General features: G+C 29.9%; 12 protein-coding genes and 1 pseudogene. 12 read left to right on the top strand and 1 reads right to left on the bottom strand.

The window, feature by feature from the left end; genetic code table 11:
• Nucleotides 1-91: 91 nt before the first annotated feature.
• Nucleotides 92-2326 (top strand): flagellar hook-associated protein FlgL, encoded by a 2235-nt coding sequence (flgL, locus tag CAMP5060_RS00470; protein ID WP_087700028.1) that lies wholly within the window; start codon nucleotides 92-94, stop codon nucleotides 2324-2326.
• Nucleotides 2327-3684: 1358 nt separating this feature from the next.
• Nucleotides 3685-5205: pseudogene (locus CAMP5060_RS08265) on the top strand (DNA translocase FtsK); the annotation flags it as partial.
• Here CAMP5060_RS08265 and mltG read toward each other — a convergent pair.
• Nucleotides 5206-6159 carry an endolytic transglycosylase MltG gene (gene mltG, locus CAMP5060_RS00460; RefSeq protein ID WP_337217703.1) on the bottom strand — a complete coding sequence of 318 codons (954 nt, stop codon included), beginning with the start codon at nucleotides 6157-6159 and terminating at the stop codon, nucleotides 5206-5208.
• Here mltG and CAMP5060_RS00455 point away from each other — a divergent pair.
• The 10 genes from CAMP5060_RS00455 to CAMP5060_RS00410 all read left to right on the top strand — a co-directional run bounded on the left by CAMP5060_RS00455 (nucleotide 6146) and on the right by CAMP5060_RS00410 (nucleotide 16010).
• Entirely contained in the window at nucleotides 6146-8647 is a 2502-nt protein-coding gene (locus CAMP5060_RS00455) for a YhdP family protein (protein ID WP_337217702.1), read from the top strand. The genes mltG and CAMP5060_RS00455 overlap by 14 nt on opposite strands.
• 18 nt (nucleotides 8648-8665) lie before the next feature.
• Nucleotides 8666-9562: a malate dehydrogenase gene (locus tag CAMP5060_RS00450; RefSeq protein WP_214100490.1), complete on the top strand. Its 897-nt coding sequence runs from the start codon at nucleotides 8666-8668 to the stop codon at nucleotides 9560-9562.
• A 175-nt stretch (nucleotides 9563-9737) separates the two neighbouring features.
• Nucleotides 9738-10046: a 4Fe-4S binding protein gene (locus CAMP5060_RS00445; protein WP_442863341.1), complete on the top strand. Its 309-nt coding sequence runs from the start codon at nucleotides 9738-9740 to the stop codon at nucleotides 10044-10046.
• An 8-nt stretch (nucleotides 10047-10054) separates the two neighbouring features.
• Nucleotides 10055-11179 carry a 2-oxoglutarate synthase subunit alpha gene (locus tag CAMP5060_RS00440; RefSeq protein ID WP_337217701.1) on the top strand — a complete coding sequence of 375 codons (1125 nt, stop codon included), beginning with the start codon at nucleotides 10055-10057 and terminating at the stop codon, nucleotides 11177-11179.
• Between the two features lies 1 nt (nucleotide 11180).
• Nucleotides 11181-12026 carry a 2-oxoglutarate ferredoxin oxidoreductase subunit beta gene (locus CAMP5060_RS00435; RefSeq protein ID WP_039641524.1) on the top strand — a complete coding sequence of 282 codons (846 nt, stop codon included), beginning with the start codon at nucleotides 11181-11183 and terminating at the stop codon, nucleotides 12024-12026.
• On the top strand, nucleotides 12023-12580 hold the full coding sequence (locus CAMP5060_RS00430) for a 2-oxoacid:acceptor oxidoreductase family protein (RefSeq protein WP_214136205.1): 558 nt from the start codon (nucleotides 12023-12025) through the stop codon (nucleotides 12578-12580). Before CAMP5060_RS00435 ends, CAMP5060_RS00430 begins: the two co-directional genes overlap by 4 nt.
• Before the next feature lie 83 nt (nucleotides 12581-12663).
• A complete protein-coding gene (locus CAMP5060_RS00425; protein WP_214136206.1) occupies nucleotides 12664-14373 on the top strand; it encodes an acetolactate synthase large subunit in 1710 nt (569 codons plus the stop codon).
• Nucleotides 14370-14837 carry an acetolactate synthase small subunit gene (gene ilvN, locus CAMP5060_RS00420; RefSeq protein ID WP_039628356.1) on the top strand — a complete coding sequence of 156 codons (468 nt, stop codon included), beginning with the start codon at nucleotides 14370-14372 and terminating at the stop codon, nucleotides 14835-14837. The genes CAMP5060_RS00425 and ilvN overlap by 4 nt, the downstream gene beginning before the upstream one ends.
• Nucleotides 14834-15793 (top strand): UDP-3-O-(3-hydroxymyristoyl)glucosamine N-acyltransferase, encoded by a 960-nt coding sequence (lpxD, locus tag CAMP5060_RS00415; RefSeq protein ID WP_039628355.1) that lies wholly within the window; start codon nucleotides 14834-14836, stop codon nucleotides 15791-15793. Before ilvN ends, lpxD begins: the two co-directional genes overlap by 4 nt.
• On the top strand, nucleotides 15786-16010 hold the full coding sequence (locus CAMP5060_RS00410) for a hypothetical protein (protein WP_337217700.1): 225 nt from the start codon (nucleotides 15786-15788) through the stop codon (nucleotides 16008-16010). Before lpxD ends, CAMP5060_RS00410 begins: the two co-directional genes overlap by 8 nt.

Raw genomic sequence — 16010 nt, 5'->3', positions numbered from 1 at the left:
AAAATATTTATATAGAAAATTAAAATATCTTTAAAGTTGGAACTTTTTTTGCTTGTAAATAATTAAAAAATTTTATTTGTGGAGCAAAATAATGAGAATTAGCAATCAGTATAATTACTACACTTCTATACAAAATTACACGGATGGACAGTCTTTACTTAATAAATATAATTTGCAATTGCAAACAGGTCAGCTTATTCAACACTCTTGGGAAAATGCAAATATTTATATTAATGGCTCACGATTAGAATATGAAATGGCAAATATAGGTCAGATTATTCAAGGAACGCAAGCAGCACAAGAAATGGCAAAAAATACAGATACAGCTTTAAAAAACATTACCGAGCTTTTGGAAAAATTTAAAACACTTTTAGTAAAAGCTTCTAGTGATGGAAATTCTCAAACTTCAAGAGAGGCTATTGCAAAAGAGCTTGAGCTTATAAGAGATTCTATTGTAAATATTGCAAATACTAGTATTAACGGTCAATATTTATTTGCAGGATCTAATACAGCTACAAAACCTTTTGATAAATATGGAAATTATACTGGTAACAAAGATAATATTTTCGTAGTAAGTGGTGCTGGAACTCAAATTCCTTATAACATACCTGGTTGGGATTTATTTTTTAAACCTGATTCAAATATTAGCAAGATTATCTCTACAAATGTATCTATGATAGATGGTAGATATGATGTTAATTCTAATCCTGAGCAAAAAAAATATTTAGATGAAGAATCTAAATTTTCTTATCTTATAGGTCAAAATTATGTGAAAAATGGTGGACTTGACCCTGATAAAGATTTTGATTATGCAGATAGTAAACTACCTTTTCCAAGCTCATCAATGTATATTCAAGGTGTTAGACCTGATGGAACAAGCTTTAAGGCAACTATTAATATAGGACCTGAAGATAAAATAGGTGATGTTTTAGAAAATATTGGTAAATTGTATGGCAACACGGATGCAAACAAAGTTGTTGAAGTGACTATGAATGATAGTGGTCAAATAGAAATTAAAAATTTACAAGAGGGTAATAGCTCTTTAGATTTTCATGCAGTTGCTATGACACCGCAGCTTGAGGATGCAGATCAAATAAAAGCTTTAAGTGAAGCTGCTGCCGCTGAGGGCATCAGTATGGATGAAGTGACTAATCGTATTATGGAAGCTTCTCATAATGGAGATTTAAATAATGCTAAGAGTCCAGTTACTATTGAGGTAAATGGCGAGCAATTTACTGTAGATATACATAAAACAGATTTTATTAAAAGTAATATTAATGGTAATAAAACCAATGGGGCTGATTTTGATGTGCCTTTTGAAAAAGATGGCAATACTGTTTTTGGTAATGTTTCTCAAGTGATTAAAGGTACTAGTGAATATGCTACTGATAGCACCAAATTAAGTGAAGTTTTAGCGAATGCTAACGGTGATATGAGAGGTCAGCAACTTCAAATGGAAATCACTTCTAAAAGTGGTCAAAAATACAATGTAACTATTGATTTAGAAAATTCAACGGTAAGTTATCCTGATCCAAATGATCCTACTCAAACTATAAGTTTCCCTATTACTCATTCTCAATATAACGAAGCAACTGGTACTTCAGTAGGTATGCAAACAAAACCTGAAGATATTACTTATGGTCAGTTAAATGATATTATAAGCATGTTTGCAAGTGATAATGTACCAACTACCACAATTAATGCAAATCCAAATGGAACGATCAATAATGGCGATTTTCAAACTATTCAACAAAATATAAATAATTCTAAAGATTTTGTAGAAGTTAGTATGGATTATAAGGGTCGTATAAGTATTACTGATAAATTTTCAACTAATACAAATATAGGTCTTACTTTAAAAGATTCAAATTCAAACAGTGGTTTTCCGCCAGCAGGAGAAGTAAGTAATGGTTCTGGATTTGTGTTTAGTGCAAATAATTCTTTAACAATCGATGATCCAAATATTGATTTGATTAAAGACTTAGACGAGATGATAGATGCTGTTTTAAATGGCAATATGAGAGCTGATTCAGAAGGAAGTGATCCTAGAAATACAGGTTTGCAAGGTGCCTTAGAAAGAATTGATCATTTACAAGATCATGTTAGAAAAATGCAAACAACTATAGGAGCTTACACTAATAATATAGAAGAGACAAATAAAAGAATGACTTTTTTAAATATCAATGTGGCTTCTATTAAAAGCGGTGTAACTGATGCTGATTATGGGCAAACTTATATGCAGTTTATGCAAACTATGGTATCTTATCAAGCTATGCTTTCTGCTACTTCTAAAATTTCTCAAATGAGTTTATTAAACTACTTATAATTTTTTGATATAATAGCTTTTTTCTTTATAAAGGATATATTATAAAAAAAGAAGCTATTTTTGTTATTTCTAGTATTTTTATTTTTTATTTTTGTTTAAGTGCTTTGATACCCGATCAAGCTTTAGTAAGTATTATAGGGTATTCTTTAGCAAAACTTAGTTATTTTTTATTTGGATCATTGACTAAATTTTACCCTTTTGTTTTTTTTTGGTTTAATTATCTTTTATATAAAAATGATTATAACTTTGAACTTATTGAGCGTAGATTTAGCGTGGCTATTTTTGCTTGTATTTTTGCTTCACTTATTTTTGCCTCAGCATTTTTACAAGATAAAGGTTATATAGCTTCTGCTATGTTTGTGATTTTAGATGGACTTTTTGGAAAAATAGGAAGTTTAATCTTAGTGATTTTGCTTTTAGCTTTTGCTTTTAGTATTTCTTTTCCACAAATTATCAAAGAAGTATTTAAAATAGAGCTTAATTTTGATTTTTATTTAAAACTTGAAACTTTGATTAAAAATAAAATTTTTGGATTTTTTGGTGGCGATAAATATGAAAATGAAACCAAAGAAGAACAAGAAAAGCTTAAACAAGAACTTTTAATTAAAGATGAAAAAGAAGAACTTGTTGAAGAAGAATTACCAAAACAAGAAATTCAAGAAAGTAAAAAATTCAATCTTGAAGATTTAAAAAACCAAGAATTAGAAGATGTTGTGATTAGCGAAGAGGATAAAAAGTTAGGTTCAAGTTATATTCATGAACTTTCAGAACCTATTGCAAGTTTTGCTCAAAAAGCTAGTCAAATAAATATAAAGGAAGATGAAATGACCCCTGAAGAGTATTTATCAAAATACAAAAATAAAAGCGAAGATATATATACTCAAACTTTAAAAAGTAAAAATTTAGATGAGCCAAGCTATAAAAGACGCAATATGGATTTAAACGAAAACAAAGAAGAGGTGATAGAGGAAAATTCTTTGTTTGCCAAAGAGCTTAAAGAGCGTGAGCAAATGCTACAAAAAGCTAAATTGCTAGAAGAGTATAAAGCTTTACAAAAAGAAAAAATCTTAGAAGAGCTTAATGAGGATTTTAAAAAAATTGAAGAATTAAACGCTATAGAAGCACAAAAAGAAGCTGAATTTAAAAAAATTCAAAATAAAACTAGCTTTTTAGGGGTAAAAGAATTTAAAGATGAGGATTTTATTCCACAAAATGAAGTAAAAGAACTTGATTTTAGTGAAGATGATTTTACTAAGCCTATTAGTATAGAAGAGCTAAGAAGTAAAAGAAACTATGAAAGTCCTTTTGTAGTAGAAGAAGCACAAAATGAAGTCAAAGAAGAAAAATTTCCATCTGGGATTACCCAAGAGCCTATAATAGAAGTAATAGAAAATAAAACACACCATTCTATTGCTAATGAAGTGAGTGAAAATAAAGCTTTATTAAAAGATCTTGACTTTGGAAATTTTGAAAAACCAAAAGATTTTTCTTTACCACCTTTAGATTTTTTAACTATGCCAAAAGAAGGTAAAAGTGAAATCAATGAAGAAGAAATCGATAGAAAAATTTATGATTTACTTGAAAAATTAAGACGCTTTAAAATAGGTGGAGATGTAGTTAGAACTTACACAGGTCCTGTTGTAACTACTTTTGAATTTCGTCCAGCAGCAGATGTTAAAGTGAGTAAAATTTTATCTTTACAAGATGATTTGGCTATGGCTTTAAAAGCTCAAACTATAAGAATTCAAGCTCCAATCCCAGGTAAAGATGTAGTAGGGATTGAAGTTCCAAATGAAAAAATCGATACGATTTACTTAAGAGAAATTTTAGAAAGTGAGGTATTTAAAAATTCTAGCTCACCTTTAACCATAGCTTTGGGTAAAGATATAGTAGGCGATCCTTTCATCACAGATCTTAAAAAACTTCCTCATCTTTTAATAGCAGGAACTACAGGAAGTGGTAAAAGTGTGGGAATTAACTCTATGCTTTTATCTTTGCTTTATAGAAATTCACCAAAAACCTTAAGACTTATGATGATAGATCCTAAAATGCTTGAATTTAGTATTTATAATGATATACCACATTTACTTACACCGGTAATTACTGATCCTAAAAAGGCGGTAAATGCTTTATCAAATATGGTAGCTGAAATGGAACGCAGGTATCGTTTGATGGCTGAAGCAAAAACTAAAAATATAGAAAATTACAATGAAAAAATCAAAGAGCAAGGTGGCAAAATCTTACCATTTATCGTAGTGATTATTGATGAGTTGGCTGATTTAATGATGACAGCAGGTAAGGATGTAGAGTTTTATATAGGTCGTTTAGCGCAAATGGCAAGAGCAAGTGGAATTCACTTAATCGTAGCTACGCAACGCCCTTCAGTAGATGTTGTTACCGGGGTTGTAAAAGCAAATTTACCAAGTAGAATTTCTTATAAAGTAGGGCAAAAGATAGATTCTAAGGTTATTTTAGATTCTATGGGGGCTGAAAGCTTACTAGGGCGTGGGGATTGTTTATTTACTCCTCCTGGTATGAGTGGTTTAGTGCGTTTGCACGCACCTTTTGCGAGCGAAAATGAAATTGAAAATATAGTAGAGTTTTTAAAAGCTCAACAAGTAGTAGAATATGATGAGAGTTTTTTAAAAGATGATAGTCAAGATGGGGTTTATAAAAGAAGTGAATTTGATGATGGGGATTTAGATGAACTTTATGAAGAAGCAAAGGCTGTGATCTTAGAGGATAGAAAAACTAGTATTTCATATTTACAAAGACGCTTAAAAATAGGCTACAACCGCGCAGCAAATATCATAGAACAGCTTTCGCAAACAGGTGTTTTAAGTGAACCTGATGCAAAAGGGCAAAGAGAAATTTTATAATTAATTTCTTATTGCCTTATTATGATCTTTTAAAGTAGAGGTAAAAATATGCTTATTGGTTTTTTTATCTCTTACAAAATATAAATATTCTGTTTTAGCAGGAAAAATAGCTGCCTTAATAGCTTCAAATGAAACATTACACACAGCTTCTTTTGGTATGCCATTAAATTTATAAGTATTATAAGAACTATTATCTGATCTTATTCTTTGCGGGGTGATTTTTTCATGAGAGTATTTTCCATAATTTAATGTTCCATCCATTTGAAGCTTCATACCTTTTCTTAAGCGATTTTTAATCACAGATGAAACTATAGGCATTTCTTCATTACTCGCTGCTTCTTTTTGTATAATGGACGCTATAATGATATATTCATGCCATTTTTTTTCATTATATTCTCTAAAAATTTTATAAGAAAGTTTTTTAAATTCATTTGTAGAATAAGCCAAAAGATATTTTACTAAAAGCTCTTCTGTGATACCTTTTGGAATTTTATAAGTTTCAGGAAAAAGCATACCTTCTTTAAAAGGACTTTGTTTGTAAAATTCTTGCATTAAGGTTTTAGCTTTTAAATTTAATTTTGGTGCTAATTCTTCAAAGAAAATTTCAGTCGTTTCTCCGGGAATTAAAGTAATGGTTTCAAGCGCTGCCTTAGCGACGGTAAGCTTATGTAAAAATTCAACTCTATTTAACTCTTTTGTACCTACATTTATCCAGCCAGATTGCGGATGGCCCAAAAAATATAAAGTATATTTATCAATGCTGCTCATTTTATAGTTATTTTTATCTAATTGCGTTATAATCTTGCTAACAGAACCTTGTGGTATAAAAACTACAGAGTTTGTTTTTATGGGTAAAAGTAGATAGTAAAAAATGGATAAAAGAAAAATTAAAATCAAATCACAACATATTAAAAAAATTCTTAAATTTTTAGCATTACCTATGATACTTTTCATTGCTTTGTTTATTTACCTCAAAAATGGAATTTATATAGAAAAATTAGAATTTTCTTCTATTAATTTGGAGAAATTATATATTAAATTAGATAAAAAACTCATTTTAAATGCTAAAAAAGTCGTAGTAAATTCTCAAAGTCAAAACACTCAAAATGAAACTAGCGCAAGTAAAGCTGTGCAGCTTATTAAAGATGTAAAATATATTTATTGGTTTTTTCAAGAAATCAATATTGATGAAATGCTTGTTAATAACTATCCTGTGGAGTTAATTTATAAAAATAATCTATTTTTTGTAAATAGCAAAAATCTTTTGGTAAAAGTAAATTTAAAAATTAGTGATAAAAATATACAAGCTAATATTGATAATTTTCTTTTAAAAGATCATAATCTTAGCGTAATTGGTTCCTTGCTTATCAATCCTAAGACAAAATTTTATACTTTTAAAGGTAAAATTGATAGTGATTTTTTAAAAAGTGATGTTAAATTCTCACTCAAAAGAGAAGAGGTCGCTTATGAATTAGAAAATATCAGCTCAAATAATATTTCGCAAATTTTTGATATTTTAGTAGAAAATGGAGTGCATTTGCCTTCTAATCTTGCTCTTTGGGTGGGTGGTAAGGTAAAGGCTGATTTTTATTTTATAGAAAAATTAACTGGTTTTGCAGACTTTGGAAAACATAGATATTATTTGAATGATATTAGTGCTAAAGGTTATGTAAATAATTTAAAAGTAGTTTTAGATAAAGGCATAGATCCTATTGTAAGTCCTTTTGTAAGACTTGAATTTGCTAAACAAAGACTTGATTTTATTTATGATGAATTGCGTTTTAATAGTTATGATTTAACTCAAAGTCAAATTTATATAGACAATATGTTAAATGAGAAAGCAGGAATTTATATACGTATTAAAAGTGATAATGCTAGAGCTGATTATAGGGTTAATAAAATTTTACTTTTATATGATATAAAATTACCATTTTTGCAAAATAATGGTGTTGCAAAGACTGATTTAGTATTAAAAATTCCTTTTGAGTATCCTGAGAAAATTACTTATAATGGTAGTTTTAATATTATTAACTCAAATATAAATATAAGTGATTTTAAGATAGCTCAAGCAAATGTTACATTGAAAAAAGATAAGCTAGGTATACAAAATGCAAGTGTGCAAAGTAGCATGATTAATGGTGATTTTAATGCAAGTGTTGATTTGAAGCAGAAAAAAGGTGATTTTAAAACCTTTATAACAAACTTAGAGTTACCGCAAGAGAGCTTAAAAATGGAAAATAAATTTCTTGATTTAAACCTTGATTTTGATAAAAATATTAGTTTATACAATAAAGAACTTACCACAACTTTAAATTTTGATCAAGGCATGTCTGTTTATGTTGAAAAACTTGCAAAATATAAAAATTATTCTAAATTAATGCAAAAGAATAATGTGCATGATGGAGAATTGCTATTAAATACTTTGGATTTTAAAGATTTTGATGTAGATATAAACAATACTACTTTTGAATCATTTTTACTTTCTAAAGATAATAATCCTTATGAGTATGATAGTTTTAGTATAAAAATAAAAGGAGATGATTTTAATTTAACTAGTGTAAGTGGTAGTGTTTTTGCGCAAAAAGAGAATGATGATATTAATATTACTTTAAACAATGTTAATTTATTGATTTCACAAAAAGACACAGAAAATACTCTAGATACTCTTGAAAATATAACTTATAACATTGGTGGTAAAAATATAGATTTAATTTTAAATGATTTTAATAAAACTTTAGACTTTGATCAATTTAATGCTAAAATCAAAAAAAACTATATAAAAGCTTGGGCAAATAGGGATGAATCTAAATTTGATTTTTTACTCAAAGAAAATCAAATGCAAGTTAGAGCTTTAAAAATGGATGATGATTTTTTAAATACTTTTATGCATCAAAATATTTTTGAAAAAGGTGAATTTAATCTTTATATAGATGGCAATAGCACTGATTTTTTCAAAGGTAAGTTTTTATTTAAAAATACATATTTAAAAGATTTAAAATTTCATCAGCAACTTTTAAGTTTCATCGATACCATACCTAGTTTAATTTTGTTTAAAGCCCCAACTTTTAATGAAAAAGGTTTTAGTGTAGAAAATGCTGGTATAAGTTTTAACCGTAAAAAAGATCTTTTTGAGATAGATGCACTTAATTTTAATGGCGATAGTGCAGATGTGCTAGGTCAAGTTAAAATCAACTTAAGAAATAATCAAGTGGATGGTTTATTAGAGCTTAGAACGCTAAAATCAGCCAGTTCAGTCATTTCAAAAGTTCCTATTATCAATCAAATCATACTAGGCAAAGATAGGCAAATTAGCACGCAAATTAAATTAAGCGGAACAGTGGAAAATCCTGAGTTTAAAACTCAACTTATTGCACAAAGCTTACAACTTCCTTATCATTTAATTAAAAATATTTTTGAATTACCAGCTAATTTAGTGAAATAAACACAAAAAGGAGTAAAAATGAAAATTACTATCATAGGTGCAGGAAATGTTGGTGTAAGTACTGCTTATGCTTTGATTTTAAGGGAGTTAGTTGATGAGCTTGTATTGATTGATATTAATAAAGACTTGCTTTTTGCTAGAGAATTAGAACTAAGTCAAAGCATAGTTGCTTTTAATTTTGATATTAAAATAACTTGCACAGATGATTATGCGCACTCAAAAAATTCTCAAGTGGTTATTTTTAGTGCGGGAGTAGCTAGAAAAGAAGGTCAAAGCAGAGATGAGCTTTTTGCTATTAATTCTAAAATAATGCTTGAGTGCGCAAAAAATATTAAAAAATTTAACAATGATCCTTTGTTTATCATAGTAAGTAATCCTGTAGATTTTTTACTCAATGCTCTTTATGAAAGTAAAATATTTTCATCAAAAAAAATCATTGCTATGGCGGGTGTTTTAGATAATGCTAGATTTAAATATGAAGTGAGTAAAAAACTAAACATAAAAACTTCTTGTATAGATACTAAACTTATAGGTTTTCACAATGATAGTATGGTTTTAGTAAAATCTCAAAGCAAAGTTCAAAACAAAGCCTTAAGTGAAGTCTTAAATAAGCAAGATATTATTCAAATAGAACAAGAGGTTAAAACAGGTGGTGCTAAAATTATAAAATATTTAAAAACTTCAGCCTATCTAGCTCCTGCTAGTTCTTGTGTGAGGATGATAGAGGCTTTAAGAAGTGGAGAATTTTTACCAATATGTGTGATTTTAGATGGAGAATATGGTATAAAAGAAAAAGCTTTTGGCGTTATGGCAAGGATTAGTCTTGATGGAGTGCTTGAAACTTTAGAGTTAAAATTAGACAATCAAGAACAAATTGCATTAGAAAATTCTCTCATTCAGTATAATTATAAATAATTTTTAGGAGTTTTTTACTCCTAATGTTACTTTGCGTTATATATACCTATTTGTTTTACTTTATATATTAAATAATATTAATTCATGCTATAAATTCGCTATAATAAAAAGTTTGTTTTAAAAATAATTTTTGATAAAAAATCATTAAAAATAATAAATTTTGAAAGGAATATTAATGATAACCCCAGAAAATACACCAGTTTGGGTTGATGAAGCAAGATGTAAAGCTTGTAATATTTGTGTTAGTTATTGCCCGGCTGGAGTTTTAGCAATGAGAGATGAAATCAGTGCAGTTTTAGGGCAGATGATAGAAGTGGTTCATTCTGATTCTTGTATAGGCTGTAGTGAATGTGAAAGTCATTGTCCTGATTTTGCAATTTTTGTTGCTAAAAGAGATGAATTTAAATTTGCAAAGCTTACTCCTGAAGCTAAAGAAAGAGCACAAGCTATTAAAGAAAATAAATATAAAAAATTAAACGCATAGGAAAAACAATGAGAGAAGTGATATCAACAGGTAATGTTTTAGTAGCAAAAGCTGCGATTGATTGTGGCTGTAAATTTTTTGGTGGTTATCCAATTACCCCAAGTTCTGAAATAGCGCATGAACTAAGCCATATGCTACCAAAAAATGATGGTACTTTTATACAGATGGAGGATGAAATTTCAGGTATTAGCGTGGCTTTGGGTGCTTCTATGAGTGGAGTAAAATCTATGACAGCAAGTAGTGGGCCCGGAATTTCTTTAAAAGCTGAGCAAATTGGTTTGGGTTTTATAGCTGAAATTCCACTAGTAATTGTAAATGTTATGAGAGGTGGTCCTTCAACTGGCCTTCCGACAAGGGTTGCACAGGGTGATTTATTTCAAGCAAAAGCTCCAACACACGGAGATTATGCAAGTATAGCTTTAGCTCCTGCTTCATTAGAAGAAGCTTACACTGAAACTATTAGAGCTTTTAATCTAGCTGAAAAATATATGACTCCAGTATTTTTACTTTTAGATGAAACCATAGGACATATGAATGGTAAGGCAAAATTACCTGATTTAGAAGAATTAAAAATCATCAACCGCAAAAAATTCACAGGCGATAAAAAAGATTATAAACCTTATGCAGCAGGTGAAAATGAAGCTGCTACGCTAAATCCTTTCTTTGAAGGTTATCGTTATCATATCACAGGACTTCATCATGGAGATATAGGTTTTCCAACTGAAGATGGAGCGATAGTAGATAAAAATATGAAAAGATTATTTGGTAAAATCAAAAATAATACCGATGAAATTTGTACTTATGAAGAGTTTATGTGTGATGATGCACAGTTTTTAATCATTGCTTATGGTAGTGTTGCAAGATCTGCTAAAGAAGCTATCTTAAGACTTAGAGAAGAGGGTTTAAAAGTAGGGCTTTTTAGACCTATTACCCTTTATCCGGTAGCTGAGAAAAAAATAGCTCAAGTGGTATCTAAATTTGAAAAAGTTATGGTAAGTGAGCTTAATATGGGGCAATATTTAGAAGAAATTCAAAGAGTAAGTAAAAGAGATGATTTTATTAGCTTACACCGTGCAAATGGTCGCCCTATAACCCCAAGTGAAATTATTGCTAAAGTAAAGGAGAATATTTAAAATGGCTTTTAATTACGATGAATATTTAAGAGTAGATAAACTTCCAACACAATGGTGCTGGGGTTGTGGGGATGGTGTTGTTTTAAAAGCTATTATTAGAGCTATTCAAAAACTTGGCTGGAATATGGATGATGTTTGCTTGGTTTCTGGTATAGGTTGTAGTGGTAGAATGAGTTCTTATGTAAATTGCAATACAGTGCATACTACCCATGGTAGAGCTATTGCTTATGCAACAGGGATTAAACTAGCAAACCCTAAAAAACATGTAATCGTAGTAAGCGGGGATGGCGATACTTTAGCAATTGGTGGAAATCATACCATCCATGGATGTAGAAGAAATATAGATTTAACTCATATTTTAATCAATAATTTTATTTATGGTCTTACAAATTCACAAACTTCACCAACTACCCCACAAGGATTTTACACTGTTACAGCTCAAGCGGGTAATATAGACCCAAATTTTGACGCTTGTGAACTTACTAAAGCTGCTGGGGCTTCTTTTGTAGCAAGAACAAATGTTATAGAGGCAAATAAGCTTGAAAATATCATTTTTAAAGCTTTATCTCACAAAGGTTATAGTTTTGTAGATGTATTTTCAAACTGCCATATTAATCTTGGTAGAAAAAACAAAATGGGTGAAGCTGTAAGCATGCTTGATTGGATTAAAAATCGTTGCGTTGAAAAGTCTAAATTTGAACAATTAGATTATGAGCAAAGAGCAGATAAATTCCCTACAGGAATTTTGCATCAAGATGAAAACAAGGCAGAATATTGCGAAGCTTATGAGGAAGTTAGAAGAGCCTTGAAAGAAAAAAGAATGGTTGATTTAGGAGCATTAAAATGAAATATCAATTAAGATTTTGCGGTGAAGGTGGACAAGGGGTTATCACTGCAGGTGAAATTTTAGCTAAAGCTGCCATTAAAGAAGGACGCAATGCTTTTAAAGCTTCTACTTATACTTCTCAAGTTAGAGGTGGGCCAACTAAGGTTGATATTATCATTGATGAAAATGAAATCTTTTTTCCTTATGCAGTAGAAGGTGAAGTTAGTTTTATGCTTTCAACTGCTGATAAAGGTTATCATAGTTTCAAAGATGGTGTTTGTGATGGTGGTGTTATAGTTATAGAACCAAATTTAGTTCATCCAAGTAAAGAAGATTATGCTAGATGGAAAATTTTTGAAATTCCTATCATTACTATAGCTAAAGAAGAAGTAGGGAATGTAGCTACTCAATCAGTTGTTGCTCTAGCTATAGCTGCTTATATGAGCAAATGCATTGATATTGATGCATTAAAACAAACTATGCTTGATATGGTACCTGCAAAAACTAAAGAAGCAAATGCCAAAGCTTTTGATTTAGGTATAGAATACGCTAAAAAAGCACAAGCAGTTTCTTGATTTTTCAAGAAACTCTTCTTATAAAATAATATTTATTAAATTATCGTTATAATATTTTCCATTTTAAGCAAAAAGGTAAAATAATGAAAGAGCTAAATGGCTCGCAAATGATTTGTGAAGCATTAAAAGAAGAAAATGTTAAAGTAGTTTTTGGTTACCCTGGTGGTGCGGCTTTAAATATTTATGATGAAATTTATAGACAAACTCATTTTAAACACATCCTAGTTAGACATGAACAAGCAGCCTTGCATAGTGCTGATGCTTATGCTAGAATGAGTGGTGAGGTTGGTGTGGCAGTAGTTACAAGTGGACCTGGTTTTACTAATACAGTTACAGGTTTAGCCACTGCTTATAGTGATTCTATACCTTTAGTTTTAATTTCAGCTCAAGTTGCAAATTCTTTAATAGGAACAGATGCTTTTCAAGAAATCGATGCTATAGGTATTTCAAGACCTTGTGTAAAGCATAATTATTTAGTAAAAAATATCGAAGAATTACCTAAAATTTTAAAAGAAGCTTTTTATATTGCTACAACAGGTAGAAAAGGGCCTGTGCATATTGATATACCTAAAGATGTTACTGCTGCTATAGGTAAATGGTATTATCCTAAAGAAATTTCTATGAAAACTTACAAACCAACCTATAAAGGAAATATCAAGCAAATTAAAAAATTAGTAAGTTTGATTAAAAATGCTCAAAAACCTTTATTTTACCTAGGTGGAGGTTGTATAGCTTCTAATGCTAGTGATGAATTAAGAGAATTGATTCATTTTTGTCAAATTCCTGCAGTTGAAACTTTGATGGCTTTAGGGACTTTAAGAAGTGATGATGAGCTTAATTTAAAAATGGCAGGTATGCATGGGAGTTATTGTGCAAATATTGCTTTAAGTGAGTGTGATTTGCTCATTGCTGTGGGTGCTAGATTTGATGATAGGATTACTGGTAAAACAAGTGAGTTTGCTAAGGGTGCAAAAATCGTTCATATTGATATAGATCCAAGTTCTATTTCTAAAATTATCGAAGCGCATTTTCCTATAGTTGGAGATATTAAAAGTGTTATTTTAGATACCTTAGAAGAATTAAAAAAAGAAAGTTTTGACAATACAAAATACCAAGAATGGTTTAAAACTTTACAAAGATACCAGCAATTATATCCTTTAATCTATGAAGATAGTGATGAAGTTTTAAAACCTCAATGGGTTATAGAAGAATGTGCTAGATTGGCTCCGGATGCAAGGATAATTACTGATGTAGGACAACATCAAATGTGGGTAGCGCAATTTTATCCTTTTAATTATGCAAGACAACTTGCAACAAGCGGTGGACAAGGAACTATGGGGTATTCTTTACCGGCTGCACTTGGAGCTAAATTAGCTGTGGGTGAAGAAGTGGTAATAAATTTTGTAGGCGATGGTTCTTTTTTAATGAATATCCAAGAACTAATGACAGCAAGTGCCTATGGAATCAAAGTGATTAATATCATTTTAAATAATTCTTTTTTAGGTATGGTAAGACAATGGCAAAGTATGTTTTATAAAGAAAGATTTTCTAATACAGATTTAACAAGTCAACCTGATTTTGTTACTATTGCTAAAGGTTTTCATTGTGAGGGTTATAATGTCTTTAATAAAGAAGAATTTCAAAAAGCTTTTAAAGCAGCCTTAGAATCTAAAAAAACTTGTGTTTTAAATGTAGCTATAGATCGTTATGAAGATGTATTACCTATGGTGCCTGCAGGTGGGGCAATCTATAATATGATTTTACCTAGCTATAAAAACAAGGATAAAAAATGAAAAGAAGAGTAATTTCTGTCATTGTATTAAATGAGCATGGGGTATTATCACGCGTTGTTGGGCTTTTTTCAGGACGTGGTTATAATATAGAATCTCTTACAGTTGCACCACTTGATGATAAAGAATTCTCAAGGATCAATATCGTTACTCTAGGCGATGAAAAAGTTTTTGAGCAAATTATTAAACAACTACATAAACTCATACCTACTTATAAGGTGATTGATTCTAGTGATTTTATAGAAAAAGAAACAGCTTTGGTAAAGATTGCTTTAAATGAAAATTTTGCGGGCTTAGATGCTATATTAAAAGCTTATAATGGCAGTGTAACTTATAGTGATGATGAGTTTATTATAGTAATGGCAAGTGATAATGCAAAAAATATCGATAACTTTTTAAAAACCATGAAAAAGTATAATCCTATTAGTGTAGTTAGAAGTGGTTCTATTTTAATGGAGGTAAAATGAAAATTAGTGAAATTGCTAAATTTTTAGGCATAGAATATTGTGGAGATGATATAGAAATTACAGCTTTAAATTCATTAAATAATGCAAGTTTTACTGAACTTAGTTATTGTGATGGAGAAAAAAACTCTAAAAAAATTGCAAGTAGTGGAGCTGGGGCTATATTAGTCTCAAAAGAATTTGAAAATTTAGTTTCAAAAGATTGCATTAAGCTAGTCGTTGATAATCCACATTTATCTTTTGCGCTTTTAAGTAAACTTTTTGCCAAACCTTTAATCTCTAGTGAAAAGAAAAATTCTAAAATTGCTAAAAGTGCCAAGATTATGCCAAATGTTTATATAGGCGAAAATGTCCAAATAGCTGATCATGTGGTGATAATGGCAGGTGCTTATATAGGTGATAATGTAAGTATAGGTGAATATACTATAATCCATCCAAATGTTGTGATTTATAATGATACTAAAATAGGTAAAAAATGTCATTTACTGGCAAATTGTGTTATAGGTAGTGATGGTTTTGGTTATGCGCATACAAAAAATGGCGAGCATTATAAGATTTATCATAATGGGAATGTTATTTTAGAAGATTTTGTGGAAGTTGGAGCTTGCACGACTATCGATAGAGCGGTTTTTGAAAGCACTATCATAAAGCAAGGTACAAAGATTGACAATCTCGTTCAAGTAGGGCATAATTGTGAAGTAGGGGAGAATTGTCTTATAGTGGCTCAAAGTGGAATTTCAGGCTCAAGTATTTTAGGTAAAAATGTTACTATGGGTGGACAAAGTGCTACAAGCGGGCATTTAGAAATAGGAGATTTTGCTACCATAGCCGCAAGAGGTGGGGTCACTAAAAATTTAGAAGGTGCTAGGGTTTATGGTGGTTTTCCTATTATGCTTCAAAAAGATTGGTTGAAATTTCAAGCAAAAATTATCACAGCTTTTAGGGATAAACATGAGTAAAAAAATATTTAAAACTATAGAATTACATGGCAGTAAAAGCGGAGAAATAAGTCTTTGTAATCTTTCTAATCCTTATGGTATAGGAAGTAATGATATCTTAAGTATAGGTGTGGCTTTAAAAAAAGAAAATGGAATAGATTGGAAAATTCATGTTCCTTATGAAAATTTAAAAGATCTTATTCTAGCACTTCAAGAAATAGAAAAAAGTAAAGCCTAG

This window comes from Campylobacter sp. 1569 (assembly GCF_024723675.1).
Lineage (GTDB): Bacteria > Campylobacterota > Campylobacteria > Campylobacterales > Campylobacteraceae > Campylobacter_D > Campylobacter_D jejuni_C.
The sequence above is the reverse complement of the archived record's forward strand: the minus strand, read 5'-3'. Positions and strand labels throughout refer to the sequence as shown.